Annotated in this window: 18 protein-coding genes; 12 read left to right on the top strand and 6 right to left on the bottom strand. The window is 54.1% G+C overall.

All coding sequences use genetic code 11. The features are described 5' to 3' along the window. Position 1: 1 nt before the first annotated feature. The gene (gene cimA, locus DNH61_RS11060) at positions 2–1615 is read right to left on the bottom strand and encodes a citramalate synthase (RefSeq protein WP_111146711.1); all 1614 of its coding nucleotides are present in this window, start codon (positions 1613–1615) and stop codon (positions 2–4) included. Between the two features lie 203 nt (positions 1616–1818). On the opposite strand from cimA, the gene DNH61_RS11065 reads away from it, so the two are divergent. From DNH61_RS11065 to DNH61_RS11090, 6 genes are all read left to right on the top strand, one after another. Next, on the top strand, positions 1819–3117 hold the full coding sequence (locus tag DNH61_RS11065) for a DNA polymerase IV (protein ID WP_281272376.1): 1299 nt from the start codon (positions 1819–1821) through the stop codon (positions 3115–3117). A 49-nt stretch (positions 3118–3166) separates the two neighbouring features. After that, positions 3167–3403 (top strand): ferredoxin, encoded by a 237-nt coding sequence (locus DNH61_RS11070; RefSeq protein WP_111146712.1) that lies wholly within the window; start codon positions 3167–3169, stop codon positions 3401–3403. Positions 3404–3615: 212 nt separating this feature from the next. Continuing rightward, positions 3616–5445 carry a CHASE2 domain-containing protein gene (locus tag DNH61_RS11075; protein ID WP_342771437.1) on the top strand — a complete coding sequence of 610 codons (1830 nt, stop codon included), beginning with the start codon at positions 3616–3618 and terminating at the stop codon, positions 5443–5445. Continuing rightward, positions 5435–7261 carry a FecR family protein gene (locus tag DNH61_RS11080; RefSeq protein ID WP_111146714.1) on the top strand — a complete coding sequence of 609 codons (1827 nt, stop codon included), beginning with the start codon at positions 5435–5437 and terminating at the stop codon, positions 7259–7261. The genes DNH61_RS11075 and DNH61_RS11080 overlap by 11 nt, the downstream gene beginning before the upstream one ends. Positions 7262–7290: 29 nt before the next feature. Continuing rightward, complete coding sequence (locus DNH61_RS11085) at positions 7291–8871, top strand: stalk domain-containing protein (RefSeq protein WP_181438656.1); 1581 nt, start codon at positions 7291–7293, stop codon at positions 8869–8871. A 179-nt stretch (positions 8872–9050) separates the two neighbouring features. Next, the gene (locus DNH61_RS11090) at positions 9051–10454 is read left to right on the top strand and encodes a L,D-transpeptidase (RefSeq protein WP_111146716.1); all 1404 of its coding nucleotides are present in this window, start codon (positions 9051–9053) and stop codon (positions 10452–10454) included. Positions 10455–10530: 76 nt separating this feature from the next. Here the strand turns inward: DNH61_RS11090 and DNH61_RS26325 are convergent, their stop codons facing one another. Continuing rightward, complete coding sequence (locus tag DNH61_RS26325; RefSeq protein WP_181438657.1) at positions 10531–10668, bottom strand: hypothetical protein; 138 nt, start codon at positions 10666–10668, stop codon at positions 10531–10533. Positions 10669–10832: 164 nt separating this feature from the next. Between DNH61_RS26325 and DNH61_RS11095 the strand changes: the two genes are divergently transcribed. Next, positions 10833–11930, top strand: coding sequence for a quinone-dependent dihydroorotate dehydrogenase (locus DNH61_RS11095; protein WP_111146717.1), 1098 nt, complete (start codon positions 10833–10835; stop codon positions 11928–11930). A 22-nt stretch (positions 11931–11952) separates the two neighbouring features. Further along, a complete protein-coding gene (yjbM, locus tag DNH61_RS11100; protein WP_111146718.1) occupies positions 11953–12756 on the top strand; it encodes a GTP diphosphokinase in 804 nt (267 codons plus the stop codon). A 144-nt stretch (positions 12757–12900) separates the two neighbouring features. Here yjbM and DNH61_RS11105 read toward each other — a convergent pair whose 3' ends face one another. Continuing rightward, complete coding sequence (locus DNH61_RS11105) at positions 12901–13434, bottom strand: PCYCGC motif-containing (lipo)protein (protein WP_111146719.1); 534 nt, start codon at positions 13432–13434, stop codon at positions 12901–12903. After that, positions 13434–13943 (bottom strand): thioredoxin family protein, encoded by a 510-nt coding sequence (locus DNH61_RS11110; protein WP_111146720.1) that lies wholly within the window; start codon positions 13941–13943, stop codon positions 13434–13436. The genes DNH61_RS11105 and DNH61_RS11110 overlap by 1 nt, the downstream gene beginning before the upstream one ends. Positions 13944–14163: 220 nt before the next feature. Between DNH61_RS11110 and DNH61_RS11115 the strand changes: the two genes are divergently transcribed. Then, positions 14164–15864, top strand: coding sequence for an RsmB/NOP family class I SAM-dependent RNA methyltransferase (locus DNH61_RS11115; protein WP_111146721.1), 1701 nt, complete (start codon positions 14164–14166; stop codon positions 15862–15864). After that, positions 15861–16616 carry a pseudouridine synthase gene (locus DNH61_RS11120; protein WP_181438658.1) on the top strand — a complete coding sequence of 252 codons (756 nt, stop codon included), beginning with the start codon at positions 15861–15863 and terminating at the stop codon, positions 16614–16616. The genes DNH61_RS11115 and DNH61_RS11120 overlap by 4 nt, the downstream gene beginning before the upstream one ends. 59 nt (positions 16617–16675) lie before the next feature. Here DNH61_RS11120 and DNH61_RS11125 read toward each other — a convergent pair whose 3' ends face one another. Together DNH61_RS11125 and DNH61_RS11130 are read right to left on the bottom strand one after the other, a co-directional pair. Beyond that, positions 16676–18061, bottom strand: a complete 1386-nt coding sequence (locus tag DNH61_RS11125; protein WP_245948136.1) for an RsmB/NOP family class I SAM-dependent RNA methyltransferase — start codon at positions 18059–18061, stop codon at positions 16676–16678. A gap of 204 nt (positions 18062–18265) precedes the next feature. After that, positions 18266–18496: a 3-dehydroquinate dehydratase gene (locus DNH61_RS11130; protein ID WP_111146722.1), complete on the bottom strand. Its 231-nt coding sequence runs from the start codon at positions 18494–18496 to the stop codon at positions 18266–18268. Positions 18497–18824: 328 nt separating this feature from the next. Between DNH61_RS11130 and DNH61_RS11135 the strand changes: the two genes are divergently transcribed. Then, complete coding sequence (locus DNH61_RS11135; protein WP_111146723.1) at positions 18825–19091, top strand: hypothetical protein; 267 nt, start codon at positions 18825–18827, stop codon at positions 19089–19091. A gap of 255 nt (positions 19092–19346) precedes the next feature. After that, positions 19347–19763, top strand: coding sequence for a GNAT family protein (locus DNH61_RS11140; protein ID WP_111146724.1), 417 nt, complete (start codon positions 19347–19349; stop codon positions 19761–19763). Positions 19764–19920: the final 157 nt, after the last annotated feature.

Below are 19920 nucleotides of genomic sequence, written 5' to 3' on the forward strand. Positions count from 1 at the left end.
CTTAGTGATTCACGAGTCCGAGGTGGCCGCGGTTAACCGGATCGGAAGCTTCCTGCTTCTCTGTATTCAGGAGTGCATAGCGAATGCTGTCTACCAGCGCTTCCCAGCTGGCATCGATGATGTTGCCCGATACGCCAACCGTGCTCCACGTATTATGGAAGTCTGTTGACTCGATCAGAACCCGGACCTTAGCTGCAGTAGCGTCCTTCTCATCGATTACCCTGACCTTGTAATCGGACAGTACGATATCCATGATACCGGGGTAGAACTGGACCAGAGCCTTGCGCAGCGCGTTATCAAGCGCATTGACCGGTCCGTTGCCTTCGGCGGCGGTATAGACGGTCTGGCCGTCAACATTGATCTTAACGATGGCCTCTGACATCATAGAGCCGGCGTTACGCTCTACAATCATCTTGAAGGATTCGAGCGTGAAGATCTCCTTGGCTCCGCCGAATGCGTCCCGCAGCAGAAGCTCAAGTGAAGCGTCGGCTCCTTCGAACTGGTAACCCTGATGCTCAAGGTCTTTGATCTTGTCAATGATAGCCCTTGTATGCTCCTGGCTTGTATCGATGTCAAGGCCCAGTTCGGCAGCTTTCGAAATGATGTTGCTCTGGCCGGCAAGCTCGGATACGAGAATGCGCTGTTTGTTGCCCACTCGTTCAGGCTCGATGTGCTCATAGGTTTTGGAATCCTTCATAATAGCCGAAACGTGAATGCCGCCTTTGTGTGCAAAGGCTGCCTGACCGACGTATGGCTGTCCGACCGGCATATGAGCGTTGGCAATTTCGCTGACGTAACGGGCGACTGCCGTGAGCTGCTTCAGCTGCTCGCCAGAGATGCAGTTGTAGTTCATCTTCAGCTGCAGATTCGGGATAATGGAGCAGAGGTTGGCATTGCCGCACCGCTCACCATATCCGTTAATCGTGCCCTGTATCTGCCGTGCCCCGGCATGAACCGCAGCCAGCGTGTTGGCTACCGCAAGCTCACAATCGTTATGGGTATGAATTCCTACCGGTGTATTCAGCTCGGATTTGACCTTGGCAACAATCTCCTGGATCTCATGCGGCAGCGTGCCGCCGTTCGTATCGCAGAGCACGATCCAGTCCGCGCCTGCTTCCTCGGCTTTCTTCAGAGCAGCAAGAGCATATTCAGGATTATGTTTGAAGCCGTCAAAGAAATGCTCCGCGTCATAGATCGCTTCCATCCCTTGACGCTTGAGATAGGCAAACGAATCGAAGATCATGGCGAGATTTTCTTCTAATGTCGTCTGAAGGGCAGTATGGACATGAAAATCCCACGATTTGCCGACCAGCGTAGCGGCCCTGGCACCGGAGTCGATAAGCCGCTGCAGGTTAACATCCTGCTCGGCAATGGAGTTCTTGCGCCGCGTGCTGCCGAACGCAGTGATTTTGGCGTTCAGGTTATAGTCCTGTACCCGTTTGAAAAACTCGATATCCTTGCTGTTGCTGCCAGGATTGCCGCCTTCAATATAGTGAACGCCCAATGTATCCAACTTGCGGGCGATTTTGAGCTTGTCGTCAGCAGACAGGCTTATGCCCTCGCCCTGCGTTCCATCACGCAGCGTTGTGTCAAATACGAAAATTTCGCTATTCATCGTGGGACGCTCCTCCTTGACTAACCTTCTCCAGTCATAATTTCCTATTATAACATTTAACTTTAAATGCGAAAACCCGTCAATCGCGGGCATAATGATATTGTTCACATCCGGGCCATTGACCAGTGCGCTTGAGGGGGGTTATCCTGAAGATATCGCGATTCTCTTCGCATTCAGGCGAACCGAAAGGAGAGGGCAGAGGAGTGGACAACAGCAGCGCAAACACCCGGGAAGCTTATCCGGCTAACGGGCGGGTCATTCTTCATCTGGATATGAATGCCTTCTATTGCTCGGTTCATGAAGCGGAAGAGCCGGAGCGGTACAAAGGCATGCCGACTGCGGTGGCCGGAAGCGTTGAGCTGCGGAAAGGAATTATTGTCACCTCTTCCTACACGGCACGCAGCAAGGGCGTGAAGACTGGCATGACAGTCAGGGAAGGCCTGAAGCGCTGTCCGGGACTGATCTTAATCAAGCCGGACTTCGATCTCTACCGGAAGTACTCCCGCGGCTTCCTCAGCATTGCCAAGCAGTACACACCGCTGGTGGAGAGTGTATCGATAGATGAATGCTATCTGGATATAACGGGCTCCAAGATTTTTGGCACGCCGCTCGAGATAGCCGCAGCGATTCAGAACCGGATTCGGGAAGAGTGGTCGCTGCCCTGCTCAATCGGAGTTGCTCCTAACAAGCTGCTGGCCAAGATGGCATCGGATATGAAGAAGCCCAACGGGATAACGGTGCTGCGTCTCCGAGATGTTCCGGAGGTTCTATGGAACCGGCCGTGTGTGGAGCTGTTCGGGATAGGAGCTAAGACAGCAGAGAAACTGACCAAGCTTAACATCCGGACGATCGGACAGCTTGCGGCAGCGGACGAGGCCATGCTGGTTAAACAGTTTGGGGTAAGCGGATCCTGGCTCAAGCAGGCTGCTTACGGCATGGACCATTCCCCCGTTAATCCTGTTCGGGAACGGAACAAGTCAGTCGGGCATACGACGACGCTGCCGGCAGATGTGACAGAACGGGGAGAGGCTCACCGGATTCTGCTGAATCTGGCTGACCAGACAGCAAGACGGATGCGGCGCCAAAGCCTGGTTGCGTCTACGGTTCAGATCACGATACGAACGCCCGATATGAAGACCATCACGAGATCGTCCACGCTTGAGACGCCGACCGAGTCGGCCGATCAGATTCATAAGGAGGCATGCCGTCTCTTCGATACACACTGGAAGGACGGGAGACCGGTGCGCCTGCTTGGCGTAACCCTGCAAAATCTTCAAAACCGCGATGCGGCAGCCGTGCAGCTGGATCTGTTCAGTTATAACGAACAGCCCAAACGTGAAGCATTAACGAAGGTAATGGACAATCTGCGGGATAAATTCGGGGAGAATGCCGTATTGACCGCGGGCATGCTGGGCGATGATCCGTCCACCCGGATCAGGGACCGCCGAATTCGGGGGACATCCTTGCAATTGGACGAACATTTATTATATAGTGATGAGTGAGGGTAAAACAAATAACGGTTGATGATAGATTTTTTAGGAGGGAAACCTGATGGCAAAGTATACTTGGGTTGAGAAAGATACATGTATCGCATGCGGCGCGTGTGGTGCAACAGCGCCGGATATTTATGATTACGATGATGAAGGTCTTGCGGAAGTAATCTTCAAGGACGACGGTAATAAAGGAAATACCGAAATTCCTGAGGACCTGTATGATGATCTGCAGGACGCTTGCGATGGCTGCCCGACAGATTCCATCAAGATCGCAGACTCGCCTTTCAATATGTAGTTAATCGGAATCTTATATATATTTAAGGTACCAGAGACCGGCATTTCATGCCGGTCTCTTTTTTTGTCATGAAGTGTCGAGATGTTATTGCCAATTCAGGAAGGGCTCAACTAGAATAGAAGGATAGGACAAAAGACAGGGGGACGTTCATCACGATACTGCATACAGGAAAGCGGCTGAGAACCGCTGCTGCGGCCTTAATAATCATCCTGATCTGGTCCGGAATAGCCAGTGTTGGAACCGGCGGCAGCCTGCACGGGCTGGAAACAGCAGCGAGGGATCTGCTGCGCAAACAATCGGATTATGAAAGGCGTCCGCTTGACCAGATAAAAATTATTAAGATTGACCAGCATTCACTTGATCAATTGGGCGGATTCCCCTGGGACAGATCGCTGTACGCCGAGCTGATCGCCAGTCTGGCGGAAGCCGGAGCCGAGGCAATCGCACTTGATATCATTCTGTCTGAGCCTGGCCGTGATCCGGAGGCTGACGCGCGGCTGGCTGAAGTGATAGCGCGGTATCCGAATGTCTATCTGCCCGCGGTATTTGAATTTGAGCAAAGCCGAGGCAGTGAAGGCAGCATGAAGACAGCCTCTGTCATCTATCCGGCGGCGACAATTGCTGTGAATGAAGAGCAGACAGGTCACATCAATGTCTTACTGGACCGGGATAGTGTGGTAAGAATGCTGACAATCGGCCTGGAAAGCGAGCAAGGACGGGTCATTCCGGCTCTCAGTGTCCGGATGGCGAATGCCCTGCTGGGCCCTGACAAGCAGATACGGTGGGACCCGGCGCGGCTGGACTGGTACAGGGGAGATGAGAGGATACCGGTTAACGGGAGCGGCCAGGTGACAACCGAATATTATACGGCGCCGCAGGAAGAGATGACCGCGGCTGCCGGTTATGACGCGCAGTCCTTCTCGGATGTCTTAAGCGGAGCAATCCCCGCTGATTATTATGCAAATTCCGTTGTTCTGATTGGAGCTTATGCGCCGGGCATGCAGGACGAATATCTTACGCCGTTAAGCGCGAATGCCAAGATGTATGGGGTGGAGATACAGGCTAATATGATCCAATCGCTGGTTAATGGCGCTTTTTACACAGAGCTTCCTTATGGAGCGGTATATGTGTTTGTTGCAGCTGCTGTGCTGCTGGCTGCGCTGCTGTTTGACCGGTTCAGAGGCTGGGGCACACTTGCTGTGTATCTGGTGCTGGCACTGCTGTTAGCGGGCGGGTGGATGATGGCATACATTACGGCCTCGGTGTTTATTCCAATAACCTACCCTTTCCTGGCCTTGACGACAGTAATGATAGGGGCTGTGTCCGCTCATTATTCGGCCGAAAGGCGCGAACGGACAAGGGTGACCGAGGTATTCGGACGGTTCGTCCCGCCAAGCGTGGTCAGCGAGCTGTTAGCCTCAGGAGTGGATGTGAAGGCGGGCGGGCAGCGGCGGGATGTCTCGGTTGTTTTCGCAGATATTCGCGGATTCACGTCCATGTCGGAGAAGCTTCAGCCGGAAGAGGTCATACAAGTGCTGAATGAATACCTGGACTTGTGCACACGTGCCGTATTCGCCTGGAACGGAACGCTGGACAAGTTTATCGGCGACGGGGTGATGGCGATATTCGGAGCGCCTGCTGTGCTCCCCAATCATGCTGAGCAGGCTGTAAGGGCTGCCCTGCAGATGAAGCGTGAGGCGGCTGCACTTGAGCGGAGATGTATGGAACGCTTCGGAATGCCAGTGACCTTCGGGATCGGGATTCACAGCGGACCGGCGGTCGTGGGCAATGTCGGCTCAGAAGCCCTCCGCCTTGACTACACGGCTATCGGGGATACGGTTAATCTTGCTGCCCGCCTGGAGTCGGCTGCAAAGGCCGGCCAAATACTTGTCAGCAGGGAAGCTGCGGAACGTATAAGCGGCATTTTCCGGCTGGAGGATCTGGGCGAGATAGTAGTTAAGGGCAAGGCAAAGCCGGTGCACATCTACAGGGTTGAAGAGGAGAACGGGGAACAAGGGGAGTGTACAGGGGATGAGCAGTAAGTTAGGGCGGATCGCGATAGGCTGGTTATGTGCGGCCTTGTTATTAAGTGCAGTGAGCTGGATTTATCCGGCCGAAAAGGCTGAAGCGGCTCCGAGCCGCGCTGCTGTAATCAAGGAACTGAAAGGGAAGGTTACAGCCCGTAAGGCAGGCGGAACCAAGTCGTTCTCCGCTTTTAAGAAGATGAGCCTTGGCGAAGGGGACACGCTGATAACTGGCAAGGGAGCCAAAGTCGTTCTCCAGCTGCCAAGCAGCAAAGCGGCACAAGATACAGTGACGATCTCGGAAAATTCCGAGGTCAGCTTTACAAAGCTTGAGAGCGGCAAGGGAGCTAAGACGAAACTGAGTATTTGGGCCGGTTCCTTGTGGGTAAAGGTCAAATCAGTTACAGGCGCAAATGACCAGTTTGAAATCAAGACACCGACAGCGGTTATGGGGGTAAGGGGTACCCATTTTGCCGTCAGCTACGATTCATGGACTCATTTGGTCACGACCAGCTCGTTAAGCGGTGCCGTTGCGGTGACTATGCCTTCGGCTGGGGAAAGGCTGTTGTATCCTTCACAGATGATCTCAATCCTTCCTGCGCCTGACAGCAGCAAATTGAATTATAAGATTGGCATGATTGATCCGGCAGGCTTGATCAAGAACACCGATCCGGCGGTTGTTGAAGCGCTGCTGCGGAATGGTGCGGACATCCAGGAGGAGAACGACAGGCTGTTAAGCAGGAATCAAGAAGAGCAGTACCTGATTCTGGAACAGACAGGAACAGAGGACCTTATAACCTACCGCAGCAATTTGGATGCCATTCTAAACAATATCATGCTCGAGGCGTACCGGCAGAACATTCTGCCTGATGACGAGATTAAACTCATTGTGGATGAGGGCAACCAGCATGCGGAAAGGCCGGTATATGACTTGAATAGAGAACTGCCCATTGTGATCACCCCAATGCAGAAGCAGGCTCTTGATGAACTGCAAAGACTGCAGCAGGAAGCGCTTGAACGCAGGATGAAGGAACAGGAAAAGACTTCAAATGAACAGCTTCATCCCAACAGCGGTTATCTGGCGCTTAAGGAGAGGGGCGAAGCGCTTAGACTGGCGAATGAGCAGGCGTTAATAGAAGCAGAATTACGATCATTTCAAGACTATGCAGCCCAGCTTAGTGAGCAGGAGCGGAAGCGGTTTGAACAGCGCCGAGAGGCGCTCGGACAAGAACAAACCGTCACGGTGAGCCAACCGGTGGGCTATTCGCCGGTAACGGCTCCATCTTCAGCTCCGCCTGTAAAGCCTGCTGCCTCACTCGCTTATACGAACACCCTGCTGAAGAACGGGCTTCGTAATCCGGAGCTGAGGACACCTGTGGATCTGGACGTTCTGCTTGGCGGGTTTAGCGGCAAAAATGCCATTTATGGCTATGAGGTCCGGATATCCTACCCGTCCTCACACATCAGCTTTAATGAGGCTTCATTCGGCGATCGATCGAAAACTTACCGTACCGGGGGGCCATTCAAGGTAGAGCCTGAAGCGGGCTGGCCGCTTGCCTACACGCCAGAAGCAGTCGACCAGGTATTTGTCACAAGCCGGGCGGGAGGCACTGGGGAACTGGTATATTCCGCAGTAAAGTATACCGGATCTTCCGTTGAGCTTGCGGATGCAGTTGCGGTTGTCACGCTGCCGTTCTATCTGCACAACTTGACCGGCTTACCAGAGAAGCTCTCCTTCCAGCTTATTATTACTGCGGTGGACCGCAGGGGCCAGGTGATTGAGACGGCAGCTGCAGAGCCTCTGGTACTGAGAGTTACAGCGGGCGCGAAATAATGCTGATTTTACGCGACGGGAGAGAGACAATGAACAGATGGATGAAGCAAACAACCGCCGCCGTAATGGCCGCCGGACTGCTGATGACAACAAGCTTGTCGGCCGCTCCAGCGGCGGGAGGCGATGACATGGCTGCCATACTGCCGTTGTTCGAGCTTGATACACTTGCAGGCGGGAGCAGTCCCGGCTTAGCCGATGGCAGGAGCGTGACGTCCGCATTTCGCTATCCGGCCTCCCTGGCAGTGCTTGGGGATGGAGCATTGATAATATCGGATTCCGGGAACCAGAGTATCCGCACTTTGAAGGATGGAATGGTTACCACGGTGGCAGGAGCCGATCTTGGGCTGGATGAATACGGCAGCCGGGTTGGAAGTATGCAGGATGGTTCTGCTGAGCAGGCTGCATTTCATGGGCCCGCTGGTCTGACCGTAGATGTTAGGGGAAGAGTCATAGCAGCGGACAGCGCCAATCATGCGATCCGGATGCTTGAACCGGCCGGTTCCGTCGTAACGATTGCAGGTACTGGTGTGCTGGGCCACCGGGACGGAAAGGCTGCACAGGCACTATTTTATAACCCGCTTGACGTTGCAGTAAATAATGATGGTGTCATTTATGTGGCCGATACATTGAACCATGTGATCCGCAAGATTGAGGACGGTAAGGTTACTACGCTTACGGCGGCATCGAAACGTATTGTAGAATATTTTCCGGGAGCTGTAAGCGCGGCGGGAGATTACGCGGATGGCCCAATTGCACAGGCGAAGTTTAATGAGCCCAGCGGGCTGGCGCTGGATGCGAAGGGGAATCTATACGTAAGTGACACCGGGAATCACCGGATTCGCTACATTGATTTTGCCAGCGGTACCGTGACAACCGTTGCCGGAAACCCTAAGGTTGTTTATGGCGCCGATGGTGTGTATGCCGAAGGGGGCTTTGAGGACGGACCTGTTGGCAGAGCCGCTTTCCATACACCGCTTGGTCTAGCGGTCACACCGGACGGCGGGCTGCTTGTGGCCGATTCTTTAAACCACGCCATCAGATATATCAGCAGGGGTATCGTGACCACTCTGGCAGGAACACCCGGCGAGGCCGGTGCAATAGACGGGCCGGCTGCCTATGGGCTGCTTCACAGCCCTGCGGATGTCGTTTCGCTCGGCGAAGGAGAGTTCGCCGTAGCTGATACGGGCAACAGTCAGATCCGTCTGCTCAAGCCCTATTCCTACCCGGCTGGGCTAAAGGCAGATGGCCGGATTCGAATCGTGTTTGGGCAGGATATTATTCAGACGGAAGCAGAGCCGTTAATCATTAAGGGTGTTACCTTTGTGCCCGTGCGCGTCATCAGCGAGAGGCTTGGATATAAGGTTCATTACGATAGGGCCGGCAAGCAGGTGAGCTTGGTTAAGAGCGGCATGTCCTACACATTGGTGAATGGATCCACAACGGTCAAACTGGGCAAAGATGAGGTTCATCACACTGTACAGCTGCAGGAAGCACCTTTCATCCGAAGAGGGAGACTCTATCTGCCAGTCCGATTCTTCGCCGAGCAGACCGGGCTGGATGTGCAGTGGCTGGCCGATGTTAAGGCTGTCCTGCTGCGCAGCAAGCCATAACCTTGTAAGGTAACAGCCTACCCCCAAGCAGATAGCAACAGGCCGTCCGGCTTAAACGGGCGGCCTGTTGTGCCGATAGTAGACTATAGAGGATTGTGCCGCGCTGTCGGTTAGACTTGCAGGCCTTCTGCACGGTAAGATAGATAGATAGGAAGAGAACAGGCAGCGGAGGTCGGCTGATGGGAGAACGCGAGGAAACCATTTATCTCAAGTACTATGTCAAGCAGCACCCGGATAACAAGATGGCCTGGTATTTGCTTGGCAAGGAATATACGATGCAGGGAAAAGAAGCAAAAGCGAACTACTGCTATCTGCAGTCAGGCGCCGTTTATGAAGCCTTTGAACGAAAAAAGCATCCGCTTCTGGCGGAAACGCCGCAGGAAGCTATTGCAACCTATAACCGTCAGCGCCGCAAGCGCCGTTACCTGTCAAGGGCAGTCCTGCTTTCCATTGTACTGCTGGCCGGTTCAGTATTTGCACCTGGCATGCCATGGAAGCTTGAACGCGGCCTCCCGGCGGCAGATCAGTCTGCTGTGCAGCCTGTACCAGCAGCGGGAGAAGGGCAGGTGTTGAAGCGTACAGCGGTTGTGTTCGCGGCAGAGGCCACGGCTGAGGCAGCGGGAGAAGCTGCAGAAGAGCTGCTCTATGGGAAAGAGAAGCCGTCTTATGGACTTTCGGTCCATCAGGAGAAGCAGGGTGAGTGGACGCTATGGACTGGAGCAACGGATATTCTCATGTCGGTAACAAGCAGTCTGGATGGCTCGCGATCAGATATCCGCTGGCATAATCAGGAGGTTTGCAGGTGTGATGCGGAAGCTGCTGCTGATGCACCAGGTCTGATCGAAGAGTGGAAGGCGGACCGTGAGCGGCAGTGGGTGCTGGCCAGTGCAATCAAGCATTACCAGCAGCGTGAGGGTGTGTGGCCTGAGACGCTGGACGAGCTTGTGAGACCATATCCCGAGAACGCGCTCTCGGGCGACACCGCGAGGTTGGCAGAGATGTTCCCGCTTGTTAAGGAGCAGCTGAAGAGCAGCAGAGCAGAAGATAAACAGGGAGCTGGCGGCAGCAGTCCGCCAGTAGAAGAGGCTGGCAAAGAAACGGGGCAAGGGCCGATTAATGGAGGAATAGATGATAAGCTGCCGGACGAGCCCCTCGATATTGTAATAGACCGTGCGAACCATAGGCTGGCTCTGATGAGCGGACAGACGATCGTCCGCAGCTACGCTGTGGGCCTGGGTGGTGATAAGACGCCGGAAGGCACATTTCAAATATCGGAGAAGGTTAGGAATCCGAACGGGCGGGATAACGGCGAGTTTGGAAGCAGAGGGATGACATTGTCGGATACACTGTATGCGATTCATGGGACGGATGAGCCGGACAGTATTGAAAAGGATGAGTCGCTTGGCTGTGTCCGCATGCTGAGGGAGGATCTTGAGGAGCTCTATGACATGGTCACGCTTGGAACGAAGGTAACCATCACTAGTGGGGTTCTTCCCGATCATAAATCGCAGCCGGCTGATCGTTTCAAGCTGGAGCCGAAGGCGGACGAGACGAACCCCTCCAAGGTGTACCGCTGGCTGTAAGCCAGCCTGCCGAGAGCAAGCCGGCATGTCCTGCTTTCCGTGCTTTCCGGCTGCTTAGGCGGCTATAAAGCCGCTGCTAGCCATTAACAATCAACAGGACTGCCATGCCAATTATGACAACGGCTGCAGCTGCGCCAATCCAGACCAGCGCCTTGCGGTTAACGGTCTCCTGCGGCTTGGCTTTCATCACCGGCGGTTTGCGTCTTGCACTCATGAGATTCAACCTCTCTTCTGCGTGTGATATGCTTATTGTAATCGTTTTCCCCATAGCCCGCAACCGGATTGGACGGGCGGAAGGTTTGACGGGACATCTTTCCTTTTGGAGAGGAAAAAGCTAAACTGTTTCCTAGAGCATAATTAAGGAACGGAGATGAATGGATGTTGTACCGCAAGTTTGCCAAACCTTTTTTCTTCAAGATGGACCCCGAGAAGGCCCATCATCTTGTAATAGACGGTCTGCATACCGCTGCCCGGATTCCGGGTATGAAAGCTGTCATGAGCGGTGTGTACGGCGTGCAGGCTCCAGAGGAGCTCAGGCTGAAGCTCTTTGGACTGGATTTCAGTCATCCGGTTGGACTTGCGGCCGGTTTGGATAAGAATGCGAAAGCTGTGGATGGATTCTCGCGAATTGGCCTGTCGTTCATGGAGGTTGGGACGGTAACCCCGAAGGGCCAGCCGGGCAATGAGCTTCCCCGTCTCTTCCGGCTGCCGCCGGATGAAGCGCTGGTGAACCGGATGGGCTTCAACAATGAAGGAGCGGAAGCGATGGCGCAGCGCCTCGGCAGGCTTCCGAAACGCCGCATTCCTATTGCTGTCAATATCGGTAAGAACAAGGCGACGCCCAATGAACAAGCTTACGAGGATTATCGTGAATGCCTCCGCAAGCTGTATCGGCAGGGTGACTTCTTCGTCGTTAATATCAGTTCGCCCAATACGCCTGGGCTTCGAAGTCTTCAGCATGGCGATGAGCTGCGTATGCTGTTATCTGAAGTGAAGGATGAGATGGCTAAGCAGGCGGCGGCAGTAAGCCAACAGGTCAAGCCGGTCCTCGTGAAGATTGCGCCCGATATGAATGAGGAAGAGCTTGAAATGACCGTGGATACGATCCGCCAGAGCGGCGTGGATGGAATTATTGCTACGAATACAACGCTGTCGCGTGAAGGGCTGCATCATGAGCATAAGAAGGAGGCCGGGGGCTTGAGCGGCAGACCGCTGACCGCAAGGTCTACGGAAGTGGTGCGCTCAATCTACCGTCAAACCGGTGGAACCCTGCCGATCATCGGATCAGGCGGCATCTTCTCGGCTGAGGATGCATACGATAAAATCCGCGCAGGCGCGTCGCTCGTCGAAATCTACACGGCACTTATTTATAAGGGGCCCGGCGTGCTCCGCGAATTGACGGACGGCTTGCTCAAGCTGCTGCAGCGGGACGGTTTCCGCCATATACAGGATGCGATTGGGGCCGATCATCATTAATTAACAGTCAGGAGGCGGCGTTATGGACGGACGGGACTGGAACCTGTTCTTAATCCCCTATGAGCAGGCGGTTGAGGAATTAAAGGTGAAATTCAAGACGCTCCGCGGTGAACTGAAGACGAGAGAAGCTTATGCGCCAATCGAATTCGTCACCGGCCGTGTGAAGAGAATTTCCAGCATTTTGGACAAGGCGAAGCGGCTTGATGTCCCGATGGACAAGATTGAGACGGGCATCGAGGATATCGCCGGCATCCGGATCATGTGCCAGTTTGTAGAGGATATTCACCGTGTAGCCGATTCCATCCGAAGCAGGAAGGATCTTAAGCTGGTCTATGAGAAGGATTATATAACGAACTTCAAGGACAGCGGATACCGCAGCTATCATATGATCGTGGAATATCCTGTGCAGACCGCGCTAGGCTTGAAGAAGGTGCTGGCTGAGGTGCAGATCCGAACCCTTGCCATGAATTTCTGGGCGACAATCGAGCATTCTCTTAATTATAAATATAAGGAAAGCTTGCCTGACGATGTGCGGATCCGGCTGCGGAAGGCAGCGGAGGCCGCTTTCCAGCTGGATACGGAGATGTCAAGCATCCGGCAGGAAATACTGGAGTCACAGCGGGATTTCGAGGAAAAATCCAATATCGTGTCCAAGGTGCTTTCCGATATCCAGGATCTCTACTTCTACAATCGGGTCAGAGAAGCGGCACAGTTTCAGCTGCGGTTCAACGAGCTGTGGGAAAAGGAGGACATCTTCGAGCTTAAGCAGTTGTCCCAGGATATCCAGCGGGCAACTCTGCGTGCCAAGAAGAGCAGCAGATCCTGATCATGGGGCGAATACATACAGACCACAGCCAGGCGGCTGCGGTTGCCCGGCTGGTGAAATTGTACCGGCGGGCTTGATAGACAAGAGGGGCTGTCTGCAGAAGATCTGGTGTACAGATCCTGCGGACAGCCCCTCCAGCTTTAATTATACTTCTTCCGGCGTATAATCCGGATTATACATGGATTCAATGGCCGCTTCGATTTCTTCGAAGGATTTGCCTTGGTCTGCCAGCTCCATTACGGTGACCAGCTCCTGCTTGCAGATCCCGCAGTGGGCGCTGTGGTCGGTCCAGGTTACGCCATCGGCATCCTGGCCGGCGACGTAGCAGCGGAACAGCGAGTCATGAGGGTCATCGCCGCCCATGCAGCCGCAGTAGCAGTTCAGCCGGCTCACAATATACTCGTAGCGGGCGACGGCTTGATACAGATCGTTGGTCAGCTGGGTATGGTTCTTCAGAAATTCGGGCATAACCTCAAACGATGCGGTCTTGTAGTAAACCTCGGTTTCGAGACTTCCTGTATCATGGTTCTCATGGCCGTTCCCGCTGGCGCCGGTTCCGCCGCCGCCCGAGCAGCCTGCGATCACGATTAATGTCATGACTGCGATGATGAATCCCCCAAGCAGCAGGTCATACCTGCGCCGGGCGCTTATCCTGTCACTGCCGACTGACTGCTTCATTATTCAGCCCCCTGTTCGAATCCTTTCGGATCTTCTAAGAATGCCCGGAATTGGTCAGCCGTGCTGCCGGAGTTTGCAGGTGCATCATCTTCGCGGAGTCCGCCGACCAGGCGCGCAACCTCTTTGCCGTCCTCGAAGTAAGCAAGCGTAGGTGTAAAGTCGATCTGGTATTTACCAAAATAATCTTCGAACTCGCGCAGGTTGAACTGAGGCAGATCAATGCCCAGATCTTCCGCAATCGGCATCAGCTTGGGCGTTGTATTCCGGCAGTGCCCGCAATCTGAAGCGAAGAAGTAAACAAATGTTGCTTCACCGCTCTTCACCTTCTTGTCAAGCTCGTCCGGCAGAATGATGTTCTGGTAATTCGGATCATTGAGAATGTCTTTTGTTGCCGGATTCAACTGTGAAGACGGCTTGTTATACAGCTCGTTCTTGTTCTGCTGGTTAAGAAAGAAGATGGCACCAAATAATACTACAATCAGTCCTGCGTAAATCCAAAGCTTCTTCATACTTGACGATCAACCCCCATTAGTGAATAATTTGTACAAGTTTAGTACCTTCTATTATACAACATGAGCCGGGTGTTTTGTAAAATGGCATGCGCGGCCAGTGTGAATCGTATCACTATAAATGGCGTGTATGCCAATGAACTGCAGACTGGCTGTAATACCTCCCGGTTCAGTCCGTCCTTCCTGAAATCTGCATAACAGAAAGTGAGCTGTATAACCAATGGGCATCAAGCTGCCGGAACCATTCCTGGAGAAGATGAAGCGTCTCCTGGGAACGGAATACGAGGAATGGCTGAATACATATAACCGCAGGCGGCTGTATGGGCTGCGGGTGAATACGCTTAAGATCGGGGTTGATGGCTTCCTGGCTGTCTCGCCATTCGAAGGACTGGCACCTATCCCTTGGTGCCCGGAAGGCTTCTATTATGAAGAGGAAGACCGCCCGGGCAAGCATCCCTATTACCATGCGGGCCTCTACTATATTCAGGAGCCGAGCGCAATGGTGCCTGGCGAGCTGCTGGGGGTTGAGCCAGGGGACCGCGTGCTTGATCTGTGTGCCGCCCCGGGCGGCAAAAGCACGCAGCTGGCGGCGAAGCTGCAGGGCGAGGGGCTGCTGGTAGCCAATGACAATGCCAGGGAACGGACCAAGGCACTGGCGAAGAATATCGAGCTGGCCGGCGCCCGTAATGCTGTCGTGCTGAACGAGGAGCCGGAGCGCCTCGTGCCTTACTTCCGCGGTTTCTTCACGAAAATACTGGTAGATGCACCCTGCTCTGGTGAAGGGATGTTCCGCAAGGACGAATCAATGATTGCGGCATGGGAGAAGCATTCGGTCGAGCGCTGCACAATTATGCAGCGTGACATACTGCTTCATGCTGCAGAGCTGCTGGCGCCGGGCGGTCTGCTGCTCTATTCCACATGCACCTTCTCCCCGGAAGAGAATGAAGCCCAGATCGCCCGGCTTCTTGCCGGGCGGAAGGATATGGAGATTGTGCCTGTGGCGCAGCAATACGGCTGGTCTCCTGGGCGTCCTGATTGGGCGGAAGAATTCCCGGTCCTTGGCGGAGATCAACACCAAGAGGATGGCCAGGAGCCGCGTCTCAGTGCCGAACCGGCATTGGCGGGTACCGTCAGACTGTGGCCGCATAAGCTGGCAGGCGAAGGGCATTATGCCGCCCTCCTGCAGAAGCGTCATGCGGATGGAATGGACGAACTGCAAACAAAGACAGATCAGCATACTCGCCGGCACGAAGGCAATTCGATAGGAGCGGCCGTTAAGCCGCAGAAGAAGGACAAGTCTGCCCAGCTGCCGTCTGGCAGTTCGTCTGGCAGTCTGCGGCGGATGGACAAGAGGACAGACGGGCGGGACAAACGACGTGAGAAGAATCGCCCGGGCAGGCAGGGGGATGAGTCAGGATGGAAGGGTGCAAGGGGGAAGCAAGGGGCAGCAGCGCCCGAAGCTGATGTGATGAGCCTCTGGCAGGAATTTGCTGCCGCACTCCTGCCGGATGCCCCGCAGTGGTCTGGAAGTCTGCGTGTGTACGGACGGAGACTGTATTTGCAGCCTGCAGGACTGCCGGAGCTTACAGGACTTCGGATTGTAAGGGAAGGCTGGTATCTCGGTGAAGCGGGTGCCCGCCGCTTCGAACCGTCACAAGCGCTGTCAATGGGCCTGCGAATGGATGAGGCAACACGCTGCCTGGATTTAACGGACAGCACAGGGGAAGCTCTGCGCTATCTCAAGGGAGAAACGCTGCATATCGATAAGGAACGAATCGTTGTCAGATCCGGCAGAGAAACAGCTGGATCAGGCAGTTCCTATGTGCTGGTCGGGATTAACGGATATCCGCTGGGCTGGGGCAAATGGGGGGACGGCATACTGAAGAATGAGCTGTCTCCGGGATGGAGGTGGATGGGATGAGCAAGAAGATCCGGCTGGATAAGATGCTGGCCAATATGGGCCTTGGAACGCGCAGTGAAATCAAGAAGGCAGTCAAGCAGGGCCGAGTAACAGTGGAAGGTAAAGCCGTTAAGGACAGCGGCCTGCAGGTCGATCCCTTCCACGAACGAGTAGAGCTGGATGGCGAGGCCGTCAGTTACCGGGAGACCATCTATCTCATGCTCAACAAGCCGCAGGGCGTCATCTCGGCAACGGAAGATACCAGGGACAGAACAGTACTGGATCTGCTGGAGCCGGAGGACCGTGTCCTTGCCCCGTTCCCTGTCGGCAGGTTGGACAAGGACACGGAAGGGCTGCTGCTGCTTACGAATGACGGCCAGCTGGCTCATGAGCTTCTGTCGCCGCGCAAGCATGTAGACAAGACCTACGAGGCGGAGGTATCTGGTCTGGTAGGAGAGACGGACATCCAGGCATTCAAGGAAGGTGTGACCCTGGATGACGGCTATGTCACCATGCCCGCCAGACTGACGATCCTCCGGACGGAGGAGCAGCATGACGGCACGGTGGTATCCTATATCTCCCTGATCATTCAGGAGGGAAAGTTCCATCAGGTCAAACGAATGTTTGAAGCAGTCGGCAAGAAGGTCGTGTTCTTGAAAAGGGTAGCGATGGGACCGCTGCTGCTGGACCCTTCGCTTGTGCCGGGCACTTACAGAGAGCTGACGGAGGGCGAGCTGGAACGCTTGAAGGCCCACCGGGGACTGGCCGAGTAAACAGCATACGAATGGCCGCTTCTCCTGATTTAATCAAGGAAGCGGCCTGTATGAAGAGGTTAGACGCCCATTCTGCGCAGACCCTTGGGGTAATGATTCTTGATTTGGCCCCCGTTGGCCTTGCCCCAACCGAGCGGGCAGCCGTCTACGGCGACAATACCCCAACCGGAGCAGCCGCTGCCAGCTGGAATTGTCTCGCCTCGGAGATAAGCGGTTGTATCCGGGTCGTCGGCTGAGGCTGATTGGACCCATGCTGCATCCCCGGGGCTGACATGCTTCGCTAAAGCGTGAGAGGGCTCTGCACGGTTCTTGCGGATATCGCACAGATGCAGCCCGCCCCGGGCAAGCTTCAGGCCAGGTAAGCTGGCAGCAGTGAAGCGCTTGTCTATATCACGCGGAAGCCAGTACAGCGCGTCGCCAAACCGCACCGGTTCACCATGCTGAGAGAGGCTGAAGCCGGGTGCGAAATCCGCAGCAAAGCGCAAGAACAGCTCCAGCTCAGCCGCAGCCGAAGGCGCGGTGGCCTGTCCCTTACGGCCTTTAGCCTGTGCTGGATGAGAAACGGGATGATGGAGCTTCGCATCAGCCGCCTGGCTGTCCAGCTTGCGTAGACGGGCTACGAAGTGTCCCTCGCCCCGCTGCTCATGCGGCCAGATCCGTTCCAGCTGCTCAATGGCGAAAGCCGGGTGCGAAGCTGTGAATGCTTCAATAACGCTCTCGTTCTCCGAGCGGTTGAAGGTGCATGTGGAGTACACCAGTATACCGCCTGGCTTCAGCATAAGGGCTGCATGCCGGAGGATGTCAGATGATCGGCTGGCGCACATTTCAACATGTCCGGGTGACCACTCGGCCACAGCATCCGGGTCCTTGCGGAACATTCCTTCCCCCGAACAAGGGGAATCGAGCAGAATCCGGTCGAAGAATTCGGGAAAGCGTGCGGACAGCCGGTCTGGTGTTTCATTCGTTACAACAGTATTTGCAAAACCCAGCCGTTCAATATTTTCGCTTAATATTTTGGCGCGTGCAGGGTGAATCTCATTGGATATGAGCAGGCCTTGTCCGTTCATTTTACCTGCTATCTGGGTTGACTTGCCCCCTGGGGCGGCTGCCAGATCAAGAATCGTTTCCCCGGGCTGGGGATCCAGAAGCTCAGCGGCCGACATAGCGGATGGCTCCTGGATATAGTAAAGACCGGCATCATGGTAGGGATGCCTGCCAGGCCGGGTAAATTCGTCATAGTAATAGCCGGTGTCGCACCACGGGACAGGCTCAAGCTTGAAGAGACTATGTATGCTGCGAAGCACGTCGGGCTGAGGCTCGAGCTTTCCGGGATGAATCCGCAGGCCGTAGGTTCTGGCTTCCTTATAGCTTTGCAGAAACGCGGCAGCTGCCGCTTCGCCAAGCAAGCCCTGCATTTGAGTGATATAAGCATGAGGTAAAACCACTTCCAATGTCTCCTTCGCTCTCGGTTATGGGAATCGTTTCGCGGATGCTAATCAATGTATCCATTAAACCTTTATGATTATAGCATAATGGGCGCATGCAGGCTCAACGGCTGGGACATGGCAATGCTAAAAGGCCGGCATTCTCCTGTAAGCCAGGAGGCGCCGGCCAGTCTGCCCGGTGATATGATTCACGGGCTCTATTGGTTAGTAGAGAGAAATCGTAAGCGTGTCCTTCTCGTTGATCGCATGAAGGGTCGCCTCACTGCCGGAAATCTCGACGCTGATCAGCGAGCGGAGGCAGTTCTGCAGTGCTTTCTTGCCGGTTTGCAGCTTGCGGTTAAGTACCTCACCCAGCTTGTCCAGCGCTTTCTTGTTGTTGCTCTCATTCAGATATACAGGAATCGGTTTATTTTGAAGGGATATCATTGTACGCATGTGACAGCACTCTCCTCACCTAATTGATACTTGATGTTAGTATAACGAACAATTCTTAAAAAGGGCTTAAAATTTGATTGCAAAAAATTAAAATGAGTAAATTTTCAAAATTCGTTCATAATTTTAACAGAAACGCCCTGATTTGCGAGTAAAGCCCTGCTCGGCTGATGAACACCCCCTCCTAATACCCGCATAGCGCAGGATTGAAACACGACCGGTAAAAATTGTAGCCGAGAGCAGGCCCGGCCGGAGGGAAGCAGGATTTTTGTGGAAGATGGAGAAGGTTAGAGCTACACATCTTGTTAATAAGGCAAGGAGGCTATGTTTAATGGAGATTATGATTACGCATGCAGAGCTTACTCACAGTGAAGAAGACGGATATGTAGGGAAAGTCCATCTTAAGGTGGCAGGGCACAAGCAGGACTACGAGGTAGCACTGCAGAGCAAGAAAGGAAAAAGTTGGTCCTACGGGTTATTCTTCCTGAACGAATCGGGAAGCGAGGATGATATCTTCGAGGTGGAAGATTTTCTGGAAGAGAACGACGAAGCATTCCAGGCGGTAATTGATGCGGCCAAGAATTCGTTAAACAGCTAATTTTCGATTGGATAGGAGCTTCCCGTACAGTGGAGGCTCTTTATTTTTATGGTCAAGTTCAACCATATTGTGGATTTGCATGCAGTGACTTACAATGGAGTAGATGAGGGCGCTAGTGGTGCGACGGTGGAATGCTGTTTCAGAACGTTCGAGTGACAGCTTGTTTCAGAGCCCGGTTGTCCGGGTAATGTTTGACTATCTAATTTCCCAGTGGTAGACCGGTTGATCAATAAACGGATGGAGGGAGCAAGCGCCATGGAAACGATCGTGAAGCGAGCAACTCTGCAGGAACTGGACGTCATGACGAATTTATTCGAGCAGTACCGTCTTATGAACGGCGGCAGCCCTGAGATGGCAGTGTTCCAGACGGAGCAGGAGCTTGAGCAGATGCTTGAAGGCCAGCGGTGCATTGTGTTTGTTGCAGTGAAGCAGTTAAATGGTGTATTGCATTATCTGGGCTACGCCAAGCTTGGTTTGTCAGCTTCACAGCGGAATGGCGATTGGATGCTTAAGGAGTTGTTTGTCCTGCCGGAGGCGCAGGAAAACGGTGTAGAAGAGAGGCTTCTAACCGCAGCGGCATCTTATGCTAATCTCAAAGACGTGAAAGCGCTTCTTGCTGAAGCGTCCGTACAGAGCGAGCAGATGAAGCCGTTCTTTGAAGGCATAGGCTAGAATCGTTATGAAGTTGCTTAGAATCGCTTGTCATGATATCACATATCCCAGAGCGCCGCGGGTGAACCGCAGCGCTTTTTTTATGGCATGGCGTGTGCCTTTGACAAGGATAGAGTCTTCCAGCAATAATGATGAGATAAACTAACGAGGCACGGAG

The sequence above is a fragment of the Paenibacillus sambharensis genome (assembly GCF_003233845.1).
GTDB classification, from domain to species: Bacteria; Bacillota; Bacilli; order Paenibacillales; family Paenibacillaceae; genus Paenibacillus_I; species Paenibacillus_I sambharensis.

What these genes read in the sequence shown, in the direction of transcription:
- cimA (WP_111146711.1), bottom strand. Translation starts at nt 1,615, where the DNA reads ATGAATAGCGAAATTTTCGTATTTGACACAACGCTGCGTGATGGAACG.
- DNH61_RS11070 (WP_111146712.1), top strand. Translation starts at nt 3,167, where the DNA reads ATGGCAAAGTATACTTGGGTTGAGAAAGATACATGTATCGCATGCGGC.
- DNH61_RS11080 (WP_111146714.1), top strand. Translation starts at nt 5,435, where the DNA reads ATGAGCAGTAAGTTAGGGCGGATCGCGATAGGCTGGTTATGTGCGGCC.
- DNH61_RS11085 (WP_181438656.1), top strand. Translation starts at nt 7,291, where the DNA reads ATGAACAGATGGATGAAGCAAACAACCGCCGCCGTAATGGCCGCCGGA.
- DNH61_RS11090 (WP_111146716.1), top strand. Translation starts at nt 9,051, where the DNA reads ATGGGAGAACGCGAGGAAACCATTTATCTCAAGTACTATGTCAAGCAG.
- DNH61_RS26325 (WP_181438657.1), bottom strand. Translation starts at nt 10,668, where the DNA reads ATGAGTGCAAGACGCAAACCGCCGGTGATGAAAGCCAAGCCGCAGGAG.
- DNH61_RS11095 (WP_111146717.1), top strand. Translation starts at nt 10,833, where the DNA reads ATGTTGTACCGCAAGTTTGCCAAACCTTTTTTCTTCAAGATGGACCCC.
- yjbM (WP_111146718.1), top strand. Translation starts at nt 11,953, where the DNA reads ATGGACGGACGGGACTGGAACCTGTTCTTAATCCCCTATGAGCAGGCG.
- DNH61_RS11105 (WP_111146719.1), bottom strand. Translation starts at nt 13,434, where the DNA reads ATGAAGCAGTCAGTCGGCAGTGACAGGATAAGCGCCCGGCGCAGGTAT.
- DNH61_RS11110 (WP_111146720.1), bottom strand. Translation starts at nt 13,943, where the DNA reads ATGAAGAAGCTTTGGATTTACGCAGGACTGATTGTAGTATTATTTGGT.
- DNH61_RS11115 (WP_111146721.1), top strand. Translation starts at nt 14,164, where the DNA reads ATGGGCATCAAGCTGCCGGAACCATTCCTGGAGAAGATGAAGCGTCTC.
- DNH61_RS11120 (WP_181438658.1), top strand. Translation starts at nt 15,861, where the DNA reads ATGAGCAAGAAGATCCGGCTGGATAAGATGCTGGCCAATATGGGCCTT.
- DNH61_RS11130 (WP_111146722.1), bottom strand. Translation starts at nt 18,496, where the DNA reads ATGCGTACAATGATATCCCTTCAAAATAAACCGATTCCTGTATATCTG.
- DNH61_RS11135 (WP_111146723.1), top strand. Translation starts at nt 18,825, where the DNA reads ATGGAGATTATGATTACGCATGCAGAGCTTACTCACAGTGAAGAAGAC.
- DNH61_RS11140 (WP_111146724.1), top strand. Translation starts at nt 19,347, where the DNA reads ATGGAAACGATCGTGAAGCGAGCAACTCTGCAGGAACTGGACGTCATG.